This window comes from Ideonella aquatica (assembly GCF_018069755.1).
Taxonomy (GTDB): domain Bacteria; phylum Pseudomonadota; class Gammaproteobacteria; order Burkholderiales; family Burkholderiaceae_C; genus Ideonella; species Ideonella aquatica.
In genome coordinates, this window is sequence record NZ_JAGQDE010000001.1 from 1 (window position 1) to 15373 (window position 15373).

General features: G+C 70.2%; 16 protein-coding genes. 5 read left to right on the forward strand and 11 right to left on the reverse strand.

The window, feature by feature from the left end; genetic code table 11:
• Nucleotides 1-387 precede the first annotated feature (387 nt).
• From KAK06_RS00005 to KAK06_RS00015, 3 genes are read right to left on the reverse strand one after another with little or no spacing between them, the layout of a single operon-like run.
• On the reverse strand, nucleotides 388-843 hold the full coding sequence (locus tag KAK06_RS00005; protein WP_247652561.1) for a hypothetical protein: 456 nt from the start codon (nucleotides 841-843) through the stop codon (nucleotides 388-390).
• On the reverse strand, nucleotides 840-1346 hold the full coding sequence (locus KAK06_RS00010; protein ID WP_210799635.1) for a pyridoxamine 5'-phosphate oxidase family protein: 507 nt from the start codon (nucleotides 1344-1346) through the stop codon (nucleotides 840-842). The genes KAK06_RS00005 and KAK06_RS00010 overlap by 4 nt, the downstream gene beginning before the upstream one ends.
• Complete coding sequence (locus KAK06_RS00015; protein WP_210799636.1) at nucleotides 1343-3196, reverse strand: S8 family serine peptidase; 1854 nt, start codon at nucleotides 3194-3196, stop codon at nucleotides 1343-1345. The genes KAK06_RS00010 and KAK06_RS00015 overlap by 4 nt, the downstream gene beginning before the upstream one ends.
• A 159-nt stretch (nucleotides 3197-3355) precedes the next feature.
• Here KAK06_RS00015 and KAK06_RS00020 point away from each other — a divergent pair, with 159 nt between their 5' ends.
• The gene (locus KAK06_RS00020) at nucleotides 3356-4039 is read left to right on the forward strand and encodes a dienelactone hydrolase family protein (RefSeq protein ID WP_210800141.1); all 684 of its coding nucleotides are present in this window, start codon (nucleotides 3356-3358) and stop codon (nucleotides 4037-4039) included.
• 5 nt (nucleotides 4040-4044) lie between these two features.
• Here KAK06_RS00020 and KAK06_RS00025 read toward each other — a convergent pair whose 3' ends face one another.
• Nucleotides 4045-4260, reverse strand: coding sequence for a hypothetical protein (locus KAK06_RS00025; RefSeq protein WP_210799637.1), 216 nt, complete (start codon nucleotides 4258-4260; stop codon nucleotides 4045-4047).
• A gap of 105 nt (nucleotides 4261-4365) precedes the next feature.
• On the opposite strand from KAK06_RS00025, the gene KAK06_RS00030 reads away from it, so the two are divergent.
• On the forward strand, nucleotides 4366-5259 hold the full coding sequence (locus tag KAK06_RS00030; protein ID WP_210799638.1) for a LysR family transcriptional regulator: 894 nt from the start codon (nucleotides 4366-4368) through the stop codon (nucleotides 5257-5259).
• A gap of 9 nt (nucleotides 5260-5268) precedes the next feature.
• Here KAK06_RS00030 and KAK06_RS00035 read toward each other — a convergent pair whose 3' ends face one another.
• The gene (locus KAK06_RS00035; protein WP_210799639.1) at nucleotides 5269-6012 is read right to left on the reverse strand and encodes a sulfite exporter TauE/SafE family protein; all 744 of its coding nucleotides are present in this window, start codon (nucleotides 6010-6012) and stop codon (nucleotides 5269-5271) included.
• A gap of 17 nt (nucleotides 6013-6029) precedes the next feature.
• On the opposite strand from KAK06_RS00035, the gene KAK06_RS00040 reads away from it, so the two are divergent.
• Complete coding sequence (locus tag KAK06_RS00040; protein ID WP_210799640.1) at nucleotides 6030-6461, forward strand: DUF1841 family protein; 432 nt, start codon at nucleotides 6030-6032, stop codon at nucleotides 6459-6461.
• Here KAK06_RS00040 and KAK06_RS00045 read toward each other — a convergent pair whose 3' ends face one another.
• Genes KAK06_RS00045 through KAK06_RS00070 form a run of 6 tightly spaced genes read right to left on the reverse strand, consistent with a single transcriptional unit; the run spans nucleotide 6462 to nucleotide 12528 of the window.
• Nucleotides 6462-7595 carry a hypothetical protein gene (locus KAK06_RS00045; RefSeq protein WP_210799641.1) on the reverse strand — a complete coding sequence of 378 codons (1134 nt, stop codon included), beginning with the start codon at nucleotides 7593-7595 and terminating at the stop codon, nucleotides 6462-6464.
• A 17-nt stretch (nucleotides 7596-7612) separates the two neighbouring features.
• Nucleotides 7613-8395 carry a hypothetical protein gene (locus KAK06_RS00050; RefSeq protein WP_210799642.1) on the reverse strand — a complete coding sequence of 261 codons (783 nt, stop codon included), beginning with the start codon at nucleotides 8393-8395 and terminating at the stop codon, nucleotides 7613-7615.
• The gene (locus KAK06_RS00055; protein WP_210799643.1) at nucleotides 8392-9366 is read right to left on the reverse strand and encodes a beta-1,6-N-acetylglucosaminyltransferase; all 975 of its coding nucleotides are present in this window, start codon (nucleotides 9364-9366) and stop codon (nucleotides 8392-8394) included. The genes KAK06_RS00050 and KAK06_RS00055 overlap by 4 nt, the downstream gene beginning before the upstream one ends.
• Nucleotides 9367-9391: 25 nt before the next feature.
• Nucleotides 9392-10300 (reverse strand): LOG family protein, encoded by a 909-nt coding sequence (locus KAK06_RS00060; RefSeq protein ID WP_210799644.1) that lies wholly within the window; start codon nucleotides 10298-10300, stop codon nucleotides 9392-9394.
• A 30-nt stretch (nucleotides 10301-10330) separates the two neighbouring features.
• On the reverse strand, nucleotides 10331-11086 hold the full coding sequence (locus KAK06_RS00065) for a HesA/MoeB/ThiF family protein (RefSeq protein ID WP_210799645.1): 756 nt from the start codon (nucleotides 11084-11086) through the stop codon (nucleotides 10331-10333).
• An 8-nt stretch (nucleotides 11087-11094) separates the two neighbouring features.
• Nucleotides 11095-12528 carry a S41 family peptidase gene (locus tag KAK06_RS00070; protein ID WP_210799646.1) on the reverse strand — a complete coding sequence of 478 codons (1434 nt, stop codon included), beginning with the start codon at nucleotides 12526-12528 and terminating at the stop codon, nucleotides 11095-11097.
• A gap of 205 nt (nucleotides 12529-12733) precedes the next feature.
• On the opposite strand from KAK06_RS00070, the gene KAK06_RS00075 reads away from it, so the two are divergent.
• Both KAK06_RS00075 and KAK06_RS00080 read left to right on the forward strand, forming a co-directional pair.
• Complete coding sequence (locus KAK06_RS00075) at nucleotides 12734-13378, forward strand: response regulator (protein WP_247652562.1); 645 nt, start codon at nucleotides 12734-12736, stop codon at nucleotides 13376-13378.
• Complete coding sequence (locus KAK06_RS00080; RefSeq protein ID WP_210799648.1) at nucleotides 13371-15368, forward strand: sensor histidine kinase; 1998 nt, start codon at nucleotides 13371-13373, stop codon at nucleotides 15366-15368. Before KAK06_RS00075 ends, KAK06_RS00080 begins: the two co-directional genes overlap by 8 nt.
• Nucleotides 15369-15373: the final 5 nt, after the last annotated feature.

Here is a 15373-nt window from a genome sequence, read left to right on the forward strand (position 1 = left end):
ACCGCCACCGTCTGCGACGACAGACCCAGGCCGCTCAGGCCTTGGCTGCGCTCCGACCTCAGCAGGAAATCCGCTCGCAACGGTCTGAGCAAGCCAAGGGCTGGGCAGGCAGGCAGAGCCGGCCAGCGAGGGCGGTCGGCTGCGCCGACTTCCCTGCGCTGCTCGAACTGCAGGGCGGCCCCCAAACTCGCTCCGCTCGCCTGCGGCTCGCTGTGCTCAGACAATGTGGGCCAAGTCAGAGAGATTTGCCCTGCAGTCCTGCGCTGCTCGGCGCCCTCCAATGGCCGGCTCTGCCTGCCTGCCCAGCCCTTGGCGGCACGGTCGATGTACTGCGACGGCCCAGGAAATGCGCCCTGAGCGTCCGCTCAGGGCAGGGAACTGCCGTCGTCAGATGTCTTCGCTCAACCGCTTGAACGGCCCAATGCAGCTGTTGAGGCTTTCGTCCCCGCACATCAGGAACTCGCGGCCCGAGCGGTGGATGATGATGAAGTTGACCGCGATGTGGCCGACCTCCATCACCTCGCCCATGCAGTCGGGGCGGCCGTTGTCCTTGACGATCTTGTCGACCCAGCGGTAGAAGCCGCGCGGCGAGGGTTCCAGGTCGATCTCGAACTCGGACTGCGCGGACTGTTCGCCGCTGGTGACCGACATGCTGCCGTCGGCGTGGATGTCGTAGACCTCGTGGCAGGCGGTGCCGGGCACGTCGATGCGCCAGGCGCCCACCAGTGGATGCTTGCTGGGCAGCGGTGTGCGTCGCACGCTGCTGGGCGCATCCTCGGCTCCGGCCGGCGCGGCGGGTGCCAGCAAGGCCAGGGCCAGCAGCCAGGGCAGGGTCGGGTTCATGACGGCGTCTCCTGGGGATCATCAGGTCGCAGCGGGCGCACGCCGTAGCGGGCCATGGCCGCGGCGGTCTGCGACGCTTCGGTCGTTTGTCCAGGATACAGCCGGTAGCTGGGTGCGAGGATGGGCTCGGTGTGGGTGGGCGCGATCAGCACGACCGCATGGACCGGGAAGCGCCCTTGGGTCATGGCCAGCAGGGGCGCGGCCCAGCGCTGGAAATCGGCATCGACAGGGCGCAGCAGCCGCGCCCGTCCCTTGAGCTTGAAGCCCCTCTGCACGAAGACATCGACGAAGCTGAAGCACACCGCCGGCCGCTCGGCCAGGTTGCGCACCGTGGTGGGCGAGGCGATGTGGGCCACCGCAATGTGCCCGTCGACCAGCGCGAAGACTTCCTTGGGCGAGACGTTGGGCGTGCCGTCCGCGTCCACCGTGGCCAGCCAGCCCAGCACGGCGCGCCGGGCGGTGTCGAGCAGCGCATCGTCGAAGCCGGCTGGCAACGCGCTCATCGGGCGCGGGCCTGTGCCACCGCGTTCTTCGGATGCACCAGGCGGCGGCGGCCGTCGGCGCTGGGCTCGGCGGTGGCGACGATGATGTCGATCAGCTCGCGTGGCGTGAGCTTTGGGTTGACCGCCAGCATCTTGGCCGCCAGGTTGGCCACCTGCGGTGCGGCCATCGAGGTGCCCGACAGGGCCACGCGGGCGCCGCCGGGCAGGTAGCTTTCCACCAGATAGCCGTTGGCGTGCACCTTCACCGTGGGGCCGTAGCTGGTGAACGAGGCCTCGTCGCCGGCCAGGTCCACCGCACCCACCGTCAGCAGGTTGGGCAGCACGATGCCCGAAGGGATGAACTCGTTGAAGCTGGCATCGCTGTTGTCATTGCCGCCGGCGGCGATGAACAGGATCTCCGGGGCGCTGGCCATGGCCTCGGTCTCGGCGCGCTTGAGCAGGTCGAAATACTCGCGCGCCATGGCCTGGCGGTCTTCGGGCGACTTGCCCAGGCCGCATTGCTCCAGGTCGCTTTCGATGCTCTTGACGTTGCCGCCCCAGCTCATGTTGACCACCCTCGCGCCGTGCTGCTTCAGGAAGGCCACCGAGCCGTGCATCGAGGCCGCCTCGCGCTCGGTCTGCTCGCGCGTGGGGCAGGGATCGGGCTTGAGCGTGTGGCCGAACTCGATGCGCGCCACCAGCAGCCGCGCGCCCGGGTTGCCGGCCATCGCGATGCCGGCCACATGGGTGCCATGCTCGTAGTTGCCGGCCAGGTTGATCTCCTCGATCGCCGCCTTGTAGTCGGCCGGCGCCAGCGTGGACAGCCAGGTCTTGACCTCGCTGGCTTCCTTGCTGTCGATGTTGGCCTGCAGGTCGGAGAAGCCCTTGCTGCGCGCCACCATCTGCGGCAGCTTGCCGCGCAGTTCGGCGGGAATCGGTGCCAGCGTGGTATTCGCCGGGCGGGCGTACTTGTCGTAGCCGATGACCAACGGCTGGCCTTGCGCGTCCTTCACCACCTGGGTGCCGAACAGCGCGGTGTCGACACCGCTGTCCCACACCGCCAGCACCACCGGCGCCTTCACGTCGGCCGGCTGCAGGGCCACGTCGCGGGCGGCCCAGATGTCGGTCTTGGCCACCTGGTGCTGGGTCAGGTAGGCGGTGTAGGTGTCGATCAGGGTCTGCTTCAGCGGCAGGGTGCCGATCAGCGCGAAGCGGGCGAACACCAGCAGCGGTGCAAACTCGGAACTGACCGCGCCCGAGCTGTCGGCGATCGGCTGCACCACCTCGCGCACCCGGCCCAGCGCCAGCGCCTCGCCGATCAGCTCGGCGCTGGCCTTGGCGCCCTTGATGTCGTTGGCGATGACGGGGTAGGGCAGCGGGGCCAGCTCGCTGCGGATGAAGGCCGCCACGGCGGCCTTGTAGGCGGGGCTGCCCAGCGGATGCTGTTTCGCGGCGCTGGCCATGGCGCGCAGGCGCTGCGCCGAGATCAGCTTGTCGGCGGGCTTGTCCTGCAGGCTGCGCACCAGCTCGGCGCGCTGCAGTGCGCTGTCGTAGCGGCCGTCCAGGAAGTCCATGATGGCCAGCGTACTGAGCAGGTCGCGGCGCGTGCCCACGTCGGGGATGTCGTAGCCCGCCAGCACCGACTCGGTGTCGCGGCGCAGCGTGGCGGCGAAGGCCGCGAAGGCCTCGGGCTGGCGCACCACGGCTTCGAGTGAGCCCTTGACCGGGTAGCTGAAGCGCGGCAGATCGGCCGCCTTCTCGATGCGCGGCTTGGCGGTCTGGGCCTGCGCGGCGGGTGGGGTGAGCGCCAGCGCGCCAGTCAGCGCGAACACGGCCAAGGCGGCGAGCGGGGCAATGCGGGGGGTACGCATGGTGGGACAAAGCTCCTGGGTGAGGAGCGCGGATGGTAGCCGCGGCACCCGGGTGGCCGCGGGGAGTCCCCTTGAAACCCCTGAGAGGGAAGGCCCCGGGGGCCGTCGTATCCTGCAGCGTTGTTTGCCAGCACCCCACAGGAGCCAGACATGGGCCAGATGATCCAGTTTCAACGTCCCGACGGCCAACAGGCCGCCGCCTATCTGGCCGAGCCGGCCGACGCTGCCGGCGCGCCCGGCATCGTGGTGATCCAGGAATGGTGGGGCCTGAACGACCAGATCCGTGGTGTGGCCGACCGCCTGGCCGCCGCCGGCTACCGGGCGTTGGTGCCGGACCTGTACAAGGGCCAGTCCACGGTGGAGGCCGAGGAGGCCCACCACCTGATGGACGGCCTGAATTTCGGCGAGGCCGCCTCGCAGGACATCCGCGGCGCGGTCCAGCACCTGAAGGCCGGCGGCGGCAAGGTGGGCGTCACCGGCTTTTGCATGGGCGGCGCACTGACGCTGCTGGCGCTGTGCAACGCCCCTGAGGCCGATGCCGGCGTGGTCTGGTACGGCTGCCCGCCGCTGGAGTACATCGACGCCAGCAAGATCAGCGTGCCGCTGCAGGGCCACTGGGCCGAGCAGGACCAGTTCTTCCCGATCGCCACGGTGGATGCGCTGGCGGCCAAGCTCACCGAGGCCGGTGTGGCGCACGAATTCCACCGCTACCTGGCCCACCACGCCTTTGCCAACGAGACCGCGGTGGGCCCGGCGCGTATCCCGGCCACGCAGTACGACGCGGTGTGGGCGGCGCGCGCCTGGGACCGCACGCTGCGCTTTTTGGGTCGCACGCTGGGCTGATCCGCTCAGCTGCGGCAGGCTGGTGCGCCAGCGTCGGCGCGCATCTCCTGGTGGCGCCGCAGGCGCTGGGCCCAGCGGCGCGCGGCGCGCTCGGCGCGGGCCGCGGGCCGCATGCACTGCGCGCCCAGCCAGTCCCAGGCCTGGGCGATCGCGGCCTGCCGCAGCGCCAGAGCGCGCTCGCGGGCGTCATCGTGCAGCCGTGCGTGTTCGTGGATGTCCATGTCGTGCTCCTTCGGTGGGGTGTGCTTGCACTCTATGGATGGGGCGATCGGTTGGAAACCGCTTCAACTGCGCATCGGATTTGCAAAAAACGCAAAATAGGCGCGATGAACCTGCAGCTGGATGATCTGGCCCTGTTCGTCCGCGTGGTGGAGCTGGGCACGCTGTCGGCCGCCGCCCGGGAGCGCAATGCCCCGGTCAGCCAGGTCACGCGCTCACTGGCGCGGCTGGAGGCGCAGTGCGGCGCGCGGTTGCTCCACCGCAGCACCCATGGCCTGAGCCTGACCGACGAGGGCGACACCGTGCTGGCCCACGCGCGCCAGATGCTGCAGACCGGCCAGCAGCTGGAGAGCGAGCTGTCGGGCCGCCTGGCGGGTCCGCGCGGCTGGGTGCGGGTGGGCTGCAGCGCGGTGATCGCCCAGGCGGTGCTGGCGCCCAGCCTGCCCTCACTGCTGGCCGCGCACCCGGGCCTGCGGCTGGACATCGTGGCCGACGACCGCATGGTCGACATGGCGCGCGAGGGCCTGGACCTGACGATCCGCACCGGCACGCCCGCGGGCGACGACCTGGTGGCCCGCGAGATCGGCCAGCTCAGCCGCAGCCTGTATGCGGCGCCGGCCTACGCCCAGGTGAACGGGCTGCCCACCACACCCGAGCAACTCGCCGCCCACCAACTGGTGGGCCATGCGCTGATGCCGGTGCTCAACACCTGGACCTCGAGCGAGGGCCGCGAGCAGCGCCGCTGGACGATCAGCCCGTCGATCCGCGCCAGCGACACCGGCACCGTGCTGGCGCTGGTGTGCGCAGGGGTGGGCATCGGCCGCCTCGTCGATCTGGTGGCGCGGCCGCTGGTGCGCAGCGGCCAGTTGCTGCCGGTGCTGCCCGAGTGGTTTGGCGACAAGCCCCTGCCGATGTACGCGGTGATGCTGCGCGAGCGCCACCGCCTGCCCAAGGTGCGGGCCTGCATCGGGCACTGGGCGGCCTGGATGGCCGCGGTGTGAGCCCCCGGCTCAGGCCCAGGCGTCCCACACCAGCTTCACGCCGGTCAGCAGCATGCCCAGGTGGAACAGGCGGTAGAACCAGGTGGGGTTGATGCGGCGAACGATCTTCAGCCCCAGCCACACGCCCACCGGCGCGAAGGGCGCCAGCACCAGCGAGGTGGCCATGTTGCGGCTGTCGATCAGCCCCAGCCACCCGTAGGGCAGCCACTTCGAGAAGTTCACCGCGGTGAACAGCACCGCCAGCGTGGCGGTGAAGGTGATCGGCGCCAGGCGCAGCGGCAGCAGGTAGAAGCTGATCGGCGGCCCACCCGCATGCGCCACAAAGCTGGTGAAGCCCGACACCGTGCCCAGCAGCGTGCCCAGCCAGGCGGGCGGCGGCGGGCTGTCAGCGCGTGGCGGCCAGGCCAGCCGGATCGCCAGGAAGACCAGCGTGATCGCACCAACGACGCCGGCCACGGTGCGGCTGCTCAGCACGCCGAACAGCGCGGTGCCGATCAGCGTGCCCAGCAGCGCCGCCGGAATCAGTCGGCGCAGCAGCGTCCAGTCGGCCTGACGCATCAGCGCGGCCAGGCCCATCAGGTCCATGATCGCCAGCAAGGGCAGCATGATCGCGGCGGCCTGCGGCACCGGCACGGTCAGCGCCATCAGCGGCACCACGATGGCGCCGAAGCCGGCGCCGAAGCCGCTCTTGGAGATGCCCATCAGCACCACCGCCGGGATCGCCACGGCGTAGAAGAGCGGGTCGGTGATCATGCGGCGACAATTGGAGCATGTTCCAGCCCTCGCAAAACGATGTGCGCCGCTTCTTCTGCGAGACGCACGCCAAGGCCCGCCAGGGCCTGCCGCTCACACCGATCGAAACCCTGGCCGCCGGCTGGATCGAGCAGCACCCCGAGTACCACGCCGAGTTGTCCGACCTGCAGGCGGCACTGGCGGCGGTCTACACGGTGGAGGACGGGCGCACCAATCCCTTTTTGCACCTGGCCATGCACCTGACGATCAGCGAGCAGGTCTCGATCGACCAGCCCACCGGCATCCGCCAGGCGGTGGAGCTGCTGGCCGCGCGGCGCAACTCTTTGCACGAGGCCCAGCATGTGGCGATGGAGGCGCTGGGCGAGATGATCTGGGCCTCGCAGCGCAGCGGCCTGCCGCCCGATGGTCACGCCTATCTGGACGCGGTGCGCCGGCGCGCCACGGCCTGATCAGGCGGCCAGCGCGTCGACCGGGAAGTTCCAGGCCCAGTCGGGGCCGGCGCCCTGGCGAGCCAGGCGGCGCAGCACCCGCCGATAGGGATCGGTGTTGCCCGCATCGAACTGTGCCAGCACACGGTCGCGCCGAGCGGTGTCCAGACCGCTGGCGCCCAGCAGAACCTCGACCACGCACTGCGCCACCTCGCGGCGGGCCTGCAGCAGGGCCTGCAGTGCCAGTTGGAAGTCCTCGAATCCCAGCGCCCGCGTGTGGCTCACCGTGGGCAGATGCTGGAACAGCACATCCCGATCGAAGCGGCGGCGCGCCACCTTGGCATTGGACGGCGCGCAGTGTGCGCGCACCTGCTCGGCCCGCTGCGGGGTCAGCGCCGGCCGCAGGCGCAGCGCCGGGTCGGTGCCGGCCGCCTGACTGAACGCCTGGTACACGCCCTTGGGCCAGCGATCGACCGGCAGGCGGGCGTTGAGCAGCCGCTTGAGCTCAAGCAGCGCACCGCCGATCGACGGGTTGCGGTCCTGCGGCTCGTCGGAGGCATCCACCTCGATGCCCAGGCGGGCGAAGAAATCGTCGATCACGTTGCTGCGCAGCAGGGCCTGGCGGGCGTACACCCCCACCTGCAAGTCGGCGCCAGGCCAGGCGGCCTCCCAGCCGGCCAGGAAGTGGTCGTAGTCGACGCCTGTTCCGCTGCCGTAGGTGGCCAGGTCGGCGGCATGCTGTCGCGCATGGACCACCTGCTGGTAGCTGGAGACCAGATAGTCGGCCTGTTCGCGCAGGTAGACGATGACCGACGAGTTGCGCGGGGCGAAGGCGGCAGCCACATCCACGGCACGGGCGTTCTGGAAAGCCTCGGAGCTGAGCAGGACACGGCGCGCCGGGCGGCCGTCGAGCTCGCGCGCCAGATCGTGCCGGAACTGGCGCAGCGTGGCATCGGCCCGCTGCGGGTCTTCGCGCATCGAGCGCTGCTGCAGCACGCCGGCCAGCGCATGGTGGGCAATGCCCTGGCGGCCGGCGCGCGGATACAGGATGTCCTCGGCGGCCAAGCGGTCGGGGTGGTCGGCCAGGTAGGCCTGCAACGAGGAGGTGCCACTCTTGTGGCGGCCGATGTGCAGGATGAAGGTCGGCTCGGTCATGGATCGGTCGGGTCGCCTCAGGCGCCCGGCGCGAGCTCGGCCAGGGCATCGACGCGCTCGTGGAAGACCACGCGGTCGAAATAACCCTCGATGCTGGAGCGGTACACCGCCTGCAGCTTGAAGTAGCCGTTTGGATACAGGTGCACCGCCTTGCCCAGCAGGCAGCCGCCGATGGCCACGTGCAGGCGGTCGGTGTGGATGGTCTCGTAGCGGTCGATTGCGGCCATGAAGCCGGCGATGTCGGTGGTGTGCTTGCCCTGGTTGCTCAGGTCGACATTGCCGTGCGGTGCGACAAAGCGTCCGGGGTGACGTTCGCGGTCGTTGCGGAAGAACAGGCCGACACCCTGGCCGGTGCTGCGTGGCCAGTCCTGCAGCGCAAAGGCCATGTCGTGGCAGAAGTGCGCGCGCGGCATGGCCAGGCGGCTTTCCTGGTGGTCGCGGCGAAAGAAAGTGACGTCATCAGGAAGGTCCACCGGGACCTCATAGGTGGAGGGCAGCACCACCACGCGGAACTTGCGCCGCAACTTGCCGACGTGCGTGATGGCGTGGTTCCAGAACGAGCACCAGGCACCGCTGCCGCCGTAGATCAGCGTGCCGCCGGAGGGCTTCTGCATGAAGTCGACGCAACGGAAGTGCTCCTCCACCTGGAAGCCGTGGGTCTCGAAGAAGCGCAGCGTGCCGGCGCGGATCAGCCCGTCACCCCAGTTGCCCGGGTTGGGAAAGTAGTAGACGGGCTCGTCGCGGCAGATGTCCCGCAGCACATCGCGCAGGTGCTCGAAGTCGGGTCGGTGGGATTTCATGGCACGTTCCAGAGTTCGGATTCGACCATCGCGTGCAGGGCGGCCAGGTCGCCTTTGGCCTTGCGCGCGAACAGCGCACCCTCGGCGTGGGCCTGTCGCAGTGCCGGGGGCGCACCGGCGCCGTTGGCGCCCAGCTGGCCGCGCAGGTTGTGGCGTGTGCCGATACCGGCCTTCAGCGCCTCGGGTGCCTGGGACAGCGCGGTCTGGAAGAAGGTCTCGTCGGGCAGGAAGGTCTGCGACAGCAGCGTGGCCACCGCCGCCGCCTGCGGGGACTCGACCAGCCACTCGACCACCGAGCGGTGCAGCACCACCCACTGGCGGCCGATGACGTAGGGGTGGGTCGTCCAGAACCGCTGGCGGTCGCGCAGCTCGGGCGACGTCAGCGCGCGCAGCTGCAGGAACTTGTCGGTCTCGGTGCAGCATTCGGTGCAGGCCAGCGTGCGCCGCAGCTCAATACGGGACATCGGGTTGAAGGGCTCACCCGGCGCCGCCATCAGGCCCTCGACCACCTGGTCGGCCACCACCGAGATGCGGAACAGCGGCAGCCGCCGGCCCGAGCCAAGCCCCGCATAGGCCAGCCACACCGGCGGACGCCGCACCGGGAAGGCGAACAGGTGCGAGTGCAGGCCGGTCTCGGCACGGTGGCGCGCCAGCGCTTCGGCCATGGCCGCGGGCCGCCGCAGCGGAATGCAGCTGCCGCTGAGGTTGATGAACCAGTCCCACCCCGGGCGTTCGGCGGCGAACAGCAGCGACTCGCGCATCTGCTGCATCACGCTGGGGCCAGCCCAGATCACGGGCTGGCTGCGTCGCACCGTGGCCAGGGGGCCGATCTCGGCGGCCAGCGTGGCCACGTCGGCGGCGGGCGCGTCCAGGGTGACATCCACCTGGCCGCCCTCGCCGCTGAGGGCGCGCACCAGCCAGTGCAGGTGCGCCCACTGCTGGCCGTGGTGCTGGATCGAGAAGTGGATCATCGACGGCGGGTCAGCGCGCAGCCGCTCAGATGTCGTCGGCGAAGGCGCCGTCGGCGTCGCCGCGGGACTCGAAGGCGTAGTGCTCGGCCAGCTTGTGCCAGGCCTCCTCGGCGCTCTCCACGTACTGGAACAGGTGCACGTCCTCGGGGCTGATCATGCCGGTGTCCACCAGATGCTGCAGGTCGATCAGCTTCTCCCAGAACTCGCGGCCGAAGAGCAGCACCGGGCGGCGGCGGCTCTTGCCGGTCTGGATCAGGGTGAGCGTCTCGAAGAGCTCGTCGAGCGTGCCAAACCCGCCCGGGAAGCACACCAGCGCCACCGAGCGCATCACGAAGTGCATCTTGCGCAGCGCGAAGTAGTGGAACTGGAAGCACAGCTCCGGCGTGATGTAGGGGTTGGGCGCCTGCTCATGCGGCAGCACGATGTTCAGGCCCAGGCTCTGGCCGCCCACCTCCCAGGCGCCGCGGTTGCCGGCCTCCATGATGCCGGGGCCGCCCCCGGTGCACACGGTGATCGGCGTGGCCAGTGCCTTCGAGCGCTCAGTGACCAGGCGGGCGAAGCGGCGCGCCTCGTCGTAGTAGCGGCTCATCTGCTGCGCCGTCTCGGCGCGGCGCAGCGCGGTGGCATCGCCGCTGGCGCGCGCGGCCTGCAGCCGTTCCTCGGCCTGCTCAGGGCTGGGAATGCGGGCACTGCCGAAGATCACGATGGTGCTCTCAATGCCCAGCGCCTGCTGCACCATCTCGGGCTTGAGCAGTTCCAGCTGCATGCGCACCGGGCGCAGTTCCTCGCGCAGCAGGAAGTCGGTGTCGGTGAAGGCCAGGCGGTAGCTGCTCTCGGGACCGCCATAGCGGCCACTCGGCTGGGCGGCCTGCTGCGCATCCAGCGCGGCACTCGGAAAATTGCGGGCGGTGAGGTCGGACGGTCGTGCGGTCATGGGCAGGAGCTTACCCCCGCCGCGCCGCACTCAGCCACGCCCGGCCGCACAGACGGGGCATCCGGGATGAGCGGCCATGCGCACCTCGTCCCACTGCATGCGGCGCGCATCCAGCATCAGCAGCCGGCCGGCCAGCGAGCTGCCGATGCCGGCCACCAGGCGCAGCGCCTCCGCCGCCTGCATCGTGCCGATGATGCCCACCAGCGGCGCGAAGACGCCCATCGTGGAGCAGCGCACTTCTTCAAAGGTGGCCTCGGGCGGGAACAGGCAGGCGTAGCAGGGCTGGCCCGGGGCGCGCACGTCGTACACCGAGATCTGGCCGTCAAAGCCGATCGCCGCACCCGATACCAGCGGCCGGCGGTGCGCCACGCAGGCGGCGTTGACCGCCTGGCGGGTGGCGAAGTTGTCGCTGCAGTCGATGACCACGTCGGCCTCGGCCACCAGCGCGTCCAGGCGGGCGGCGTCGGCCCGCTCGGCCAGCGTGTCGACCCGCACGCCGGGATTGAGGGCATGGATCGCCGTGCGGGCGGATTCGACCTTGGGCTGGCCGATGCGCGCCTGCGCATGGGCCACCTGGCGCTGAAGATTGGTCAGGTCGACCGTGTCGTGGTCGACCAGGGTGATGCGTCCCAGGCCGGCGGTGCCCAGGTACAGTGCCACCGGTGATCCCAGACCGCCCGCGCCGATGACCAGTGCGTGCGCGTCCAGCAGCCGCTGCTGGCCCTCGATGCCGATCTCATCGAGCAGGATGTGGCGCGAGTAGCGCAGCAGCTCGTCGTCGGTCACCGTGGTGCTTAATCGGTGGCGGCTTCGGCCTTGCGCTCGGTGGCGGTCTTGGAAACCAGCACCGGCTTGCCCTTGAGCTGGTTGAGCGCCTGCAGCAGCGGGAAGTCCTCGGCGCTGCCGAACTCGGGCAGCGGCTTGACGGCGTCCTTGGACTTGGCGAGTTGCTCCTCCAGTTTCTGGCGGGCTTCCTCGCGGGCCTTTTCGCGGGCCTCGTCCTTCTTCTCGTCGGGACCGCCCAGGTGCTTTTCCAGGTCGGCCTCGCGCATGCGCAGCGCGGCGAAGACATTGCCCTCGGCGGTTTCGTCCAGCCACACATCGGGCACGATGCCCTTGGCCTGGATGCTGCGGCCACTGGGCGTGTAGTAGCGCGCGGTGGTGATCTTCAGCGCGGTGTCGGCGCTGAGCTGGCGTACGGTCTGCACCGAGCCCTTGCCGAAGGTCTGGCCGCCCATGACCAGGGCCCGCTTGTGGTCCTGCAGTGCGCCGGCGACGATTTCGGAGGCCGAGGCCGACCCTTCGTTGACCAGCACCACCAGCGGCACCTTCTTCAGCGCGGCGGGCAGCTTGCGCAGCGGATCGGGGCCACCGCGGCGCACGTAATTGTCCGGGTTGGCGCGGAAGGTGGCCTTGGCATCGGCGATCTGGCCGTTGGTGCTGACCACCACCGCATCGTTCGGCAGGAAGGCGGCTGCCACCGCCACGGCGCCCTCCAGCAGGCCGCCCGGGTCATTGCGCAGGTCGAGCACCATGCCCTTGATCGCCGGGTCCTGCTTGTACAGCTCTTCCAGCTTGCGGGCGAAATCGTCCACCGTGCGGTCCTGGAACTGGCTGACGCGCAGCCAGGCGTAGCCCGGCTCGATCAGCTTGGCGCGCACGCTTTGGACGTGGATTTCCTCGCGGGTGATGGTGACCGGGAAGCTGCGGCTCTCGGTCTTGCGGAAGATGGTGAGCGTGACCTTGGTGGCCGGCTCGCCGCGCATGCGCTTGACGGCCTGGTCGATGCTCAGGCCCTTGACGGGCGTGTCGTCGATGCGGGTGATCAAGTCGCCACTCTTGATGCCGGCGCGGAAGGCGGGCGAGCCTTCGATCGGGGAGACCACCTTGACCAGGCCGTCCTCGGCGCCGATCTCGATGCCCACGCCAACGAACTTGCCGGTCGTGCCCTCGCGGAATTCCTTGAAGGTCTTCTTGTCGAAGTACTGGCTGTGCGGGTCCAGGCCGGCGACCATGCCGCCGATCGCGTCAGTGATCAGCTTCTTCTCGTCGACCGGCTCGACATAGTCGTTCTTGACCATGCCGAACACCGCCGCCAGCTGCTGCATTTCTTCCAGCGGCAGCGGGCCGACGCTGCTTCGCGCGATGGCCTGGAGCTGGATGGTGGTCAAGGCTCCTGCCACGGCCCCCAGGGCCAGCCATCCCGCGACTTTCAATGATGTCCCCATGTTCTCGGCCTTCCGTGAGCACTCACCGGTGGCGGTATTGTAGGTGTCCAGGTCAAGCCCGGATGTCTCAATGCGGCCAAATGTTGCCGTCAGAAGGGGCTTGTGAGGCGGCTGGGCGGCGAAGCGGCCGCTCGCCTTGGGCCCGGCGTCCCTTAGACGCGGGATGCGGCGCGCCAGGCCTGCGGCACGCGCCTACACTGCCGGGATGGAACCGATTTCGGTCTTGATCGTCGAGGACGACGAACGCTTTCGCGTGGCCTTCGCCACCTCGGTGGCCGAGGCCGCGGACATGCGCCTGGCCGGCACCGCCGGCGATCTGGCGCCGGGCCTGCGCCTGCTGCGCGAGCAGCGCCCCGACGTGCTGCTGGTCGACCTGGGCCTGCCCAGCGGCAGCGGCGTCGAGCTGATCCGCTACGCCAACGACCACCTGCCGCAGACCGACGTGATGGTGGTCAGCGTCTTCGGCGACGAGCCGCACGTGATGGCCTCGCTGGAAGCCGGCGCCACCGGCTACCTGCTGAAGGACGCCCAGGCGGCCGACCTGACCGAGCAGATCCGCACGCTGCGCGCCGGCGGCAGCCCGATCAGCCCGGTGATCGCCCGCCAGCTGCTGCTGCGCCTGACGCCGCAGAGCGCGCCGGTGGTGGATGAAGCGCTGCTGTCGCCCCAGGAGCGCCAGGTGCTGACACTGTCGGCCAAGGGCTTCAGCTTCGAGGAGATCGCCCGCATGCTGGAGGTCTCTCGGCACACCGTGATGACCTATGTGAAGCGCAGCTACCGCAAGCTGCAGGTGCACTCCAAGACCGAGGCGATCTACGAGGCCCGCAAGCTGGGCCTGGTGCGTGACTGAAGCCGGTGAGGGCGCCGCCGGCCGGGCCGCCGCGGTGCGCTGGAGCAAGGCGCTGGCCGCCGGCCTGCTGGGCCTGGCCGGTCTGCTGGTCGCCGGGTCGGCGCCAGCGGTGCACAAGCTCGACCCCGACACCGTGACCAGCGCCGCCCAGCCAGCGCCGGTGCTCTACGCCGCCGGCCTGCACGCCTTGCGGCCGCACCAGTTGCCGGCCTACCGCGGACCGGCCGACCCCGGTGGCGTGGTCCAGGCACCGGCCCCCGACGACGCCAATGCCTGGACGCCATTGGCCCTGCCGCGTCACGAAACCCGTGATCCGCTGCGCGCGGCCGCCGCCGACCGCCCGCTGGTGGTGGACTGGCTGCGCATCGACCATGTCGTGCCGGCCGGCGAGCCGGGCCCGCTGGCGCTGTACCTGCCGCGGGTGGTGGGTTCGGCGGTGCAGGTGATCGCCCACGACGGCAGCCAGTGGCGCCTGCGCTGGGACGGCACCGACCAATGGCGCGAGCAGTGGAACCGCCCCATCCTGGTCGATCTGGGACCAGCGCCGCCGCCCGGCAGCCGGCTGACGCTGGCGGTAGGCCTGATCCACTATGACGGCGCCGAGACCCGGGTGGCGCGCATCTGGATCGGCCCGCGTGCCGAGTTGGCCGAGCGTGCCAGCCAGCGCCATGTGCTGCAGCAAGTGGCGCCGCCGGTGGGCAGCCTGACCTTCCTGTCGCTGGGTCTGTTCGCACTGCTGTTCTGGCTGGGCCGGCGGCGCGAGCAGGCTTATCTGCTGTTCTTCGGCTCCTCACTGGTCTGGGCGCTGCGCAACCTGCATTACTACGTGGACATGCCCGAGGACCGGGTGGCCTACGACTGGTTCTGGTGGATGACCAATGCCTCGCTGTCCTGGGTGATGGTGCTGGTCTACCTGTTCGCACTGCGCTTCGACGCCCGCCGCGCGCCCTGGCTGGAGCGCGGGCTGCTGGGCTTTGTTGCGCTGATGTCGGTGCTGGCCATGCCGCTGGAGGCCTCGCCGGTGCGCACGCTGGTGCAGTTGCACCTGATCAACGCGCTGGTGGGCGCGGTGGTGCTGCTGCGCCTGAGCTGGATGGCCTGGACCGGCGGCAGCCGTGAATTCCGGGTCATCACCGCCAGCCTGTGGCTGACCGAGGCCTTCGGCGTACACGACCTGTTGCTGGTCTCGGGCGGCGTATCGCCGGAGTCGATCTACCTGCTGCCCTACGCCTCGTATGTGCTGTTCCTGGCCTTTCTGTACGCGGTGCAGGTGCGCTACTCGATGGCGATCCGCGAGGTCGAGCGCGTCAACTCGGGCCTGGAAGCCCGCCTGGCCGCACGCGAGGAAGAGCTGCGCGCCAACCACGAGCGCCTGCGCGTGGTCGAGCGCGAGCAGGCGCTGCTGCTGGAGCGCCAGCGCCTGATGCGCGACATGCACGACGGCCTGGGCTCCACCCTGATGTCCTCGCTGGTGCTGGTCGAGCAGGGCCGCCTGGACGCACCGGCCGTGGCCGATCTGCTGCGCGAGTGCGTCGACGACCTGCGCCTGGTGATCGACTCGCTGGAGCCGATCGGCCACGACCTGGTGACGCTGCTGGCCTCGCTGCGCCATCGCCTGGGGCGCCGGCTGGAGAGCGCCGGGCTGGACATGCAATGGGAGGTCCAGGACTTGCCGCCACTGCCCTGGCTGGCGCCGCCCGACGCGCTGCAGGTGCTGCGCATCGTGCAGGAGGTGCTGACCAATGTGCTCAAGCATGCCCAGGCCAGCCGCATCCGCCTGGCCACCACGCTGCAGGACAGCACGGTGCAGGTGCTGATCGAGGACGACGGCGTGGGCTTCGACACCGGCCGCGCACCCAGCGGCCGCGGTCTGCGTCACCTGGTGCAGCGGGCCACCCGGCTGGGCGGGGCGCTGCAGGTGGACAGCCGGCCCGGCCAGGGCACGCGCGTGGCCTTGGACTTGCCGCTGCAGCGGGGCATGCCGGCTTGACCGAC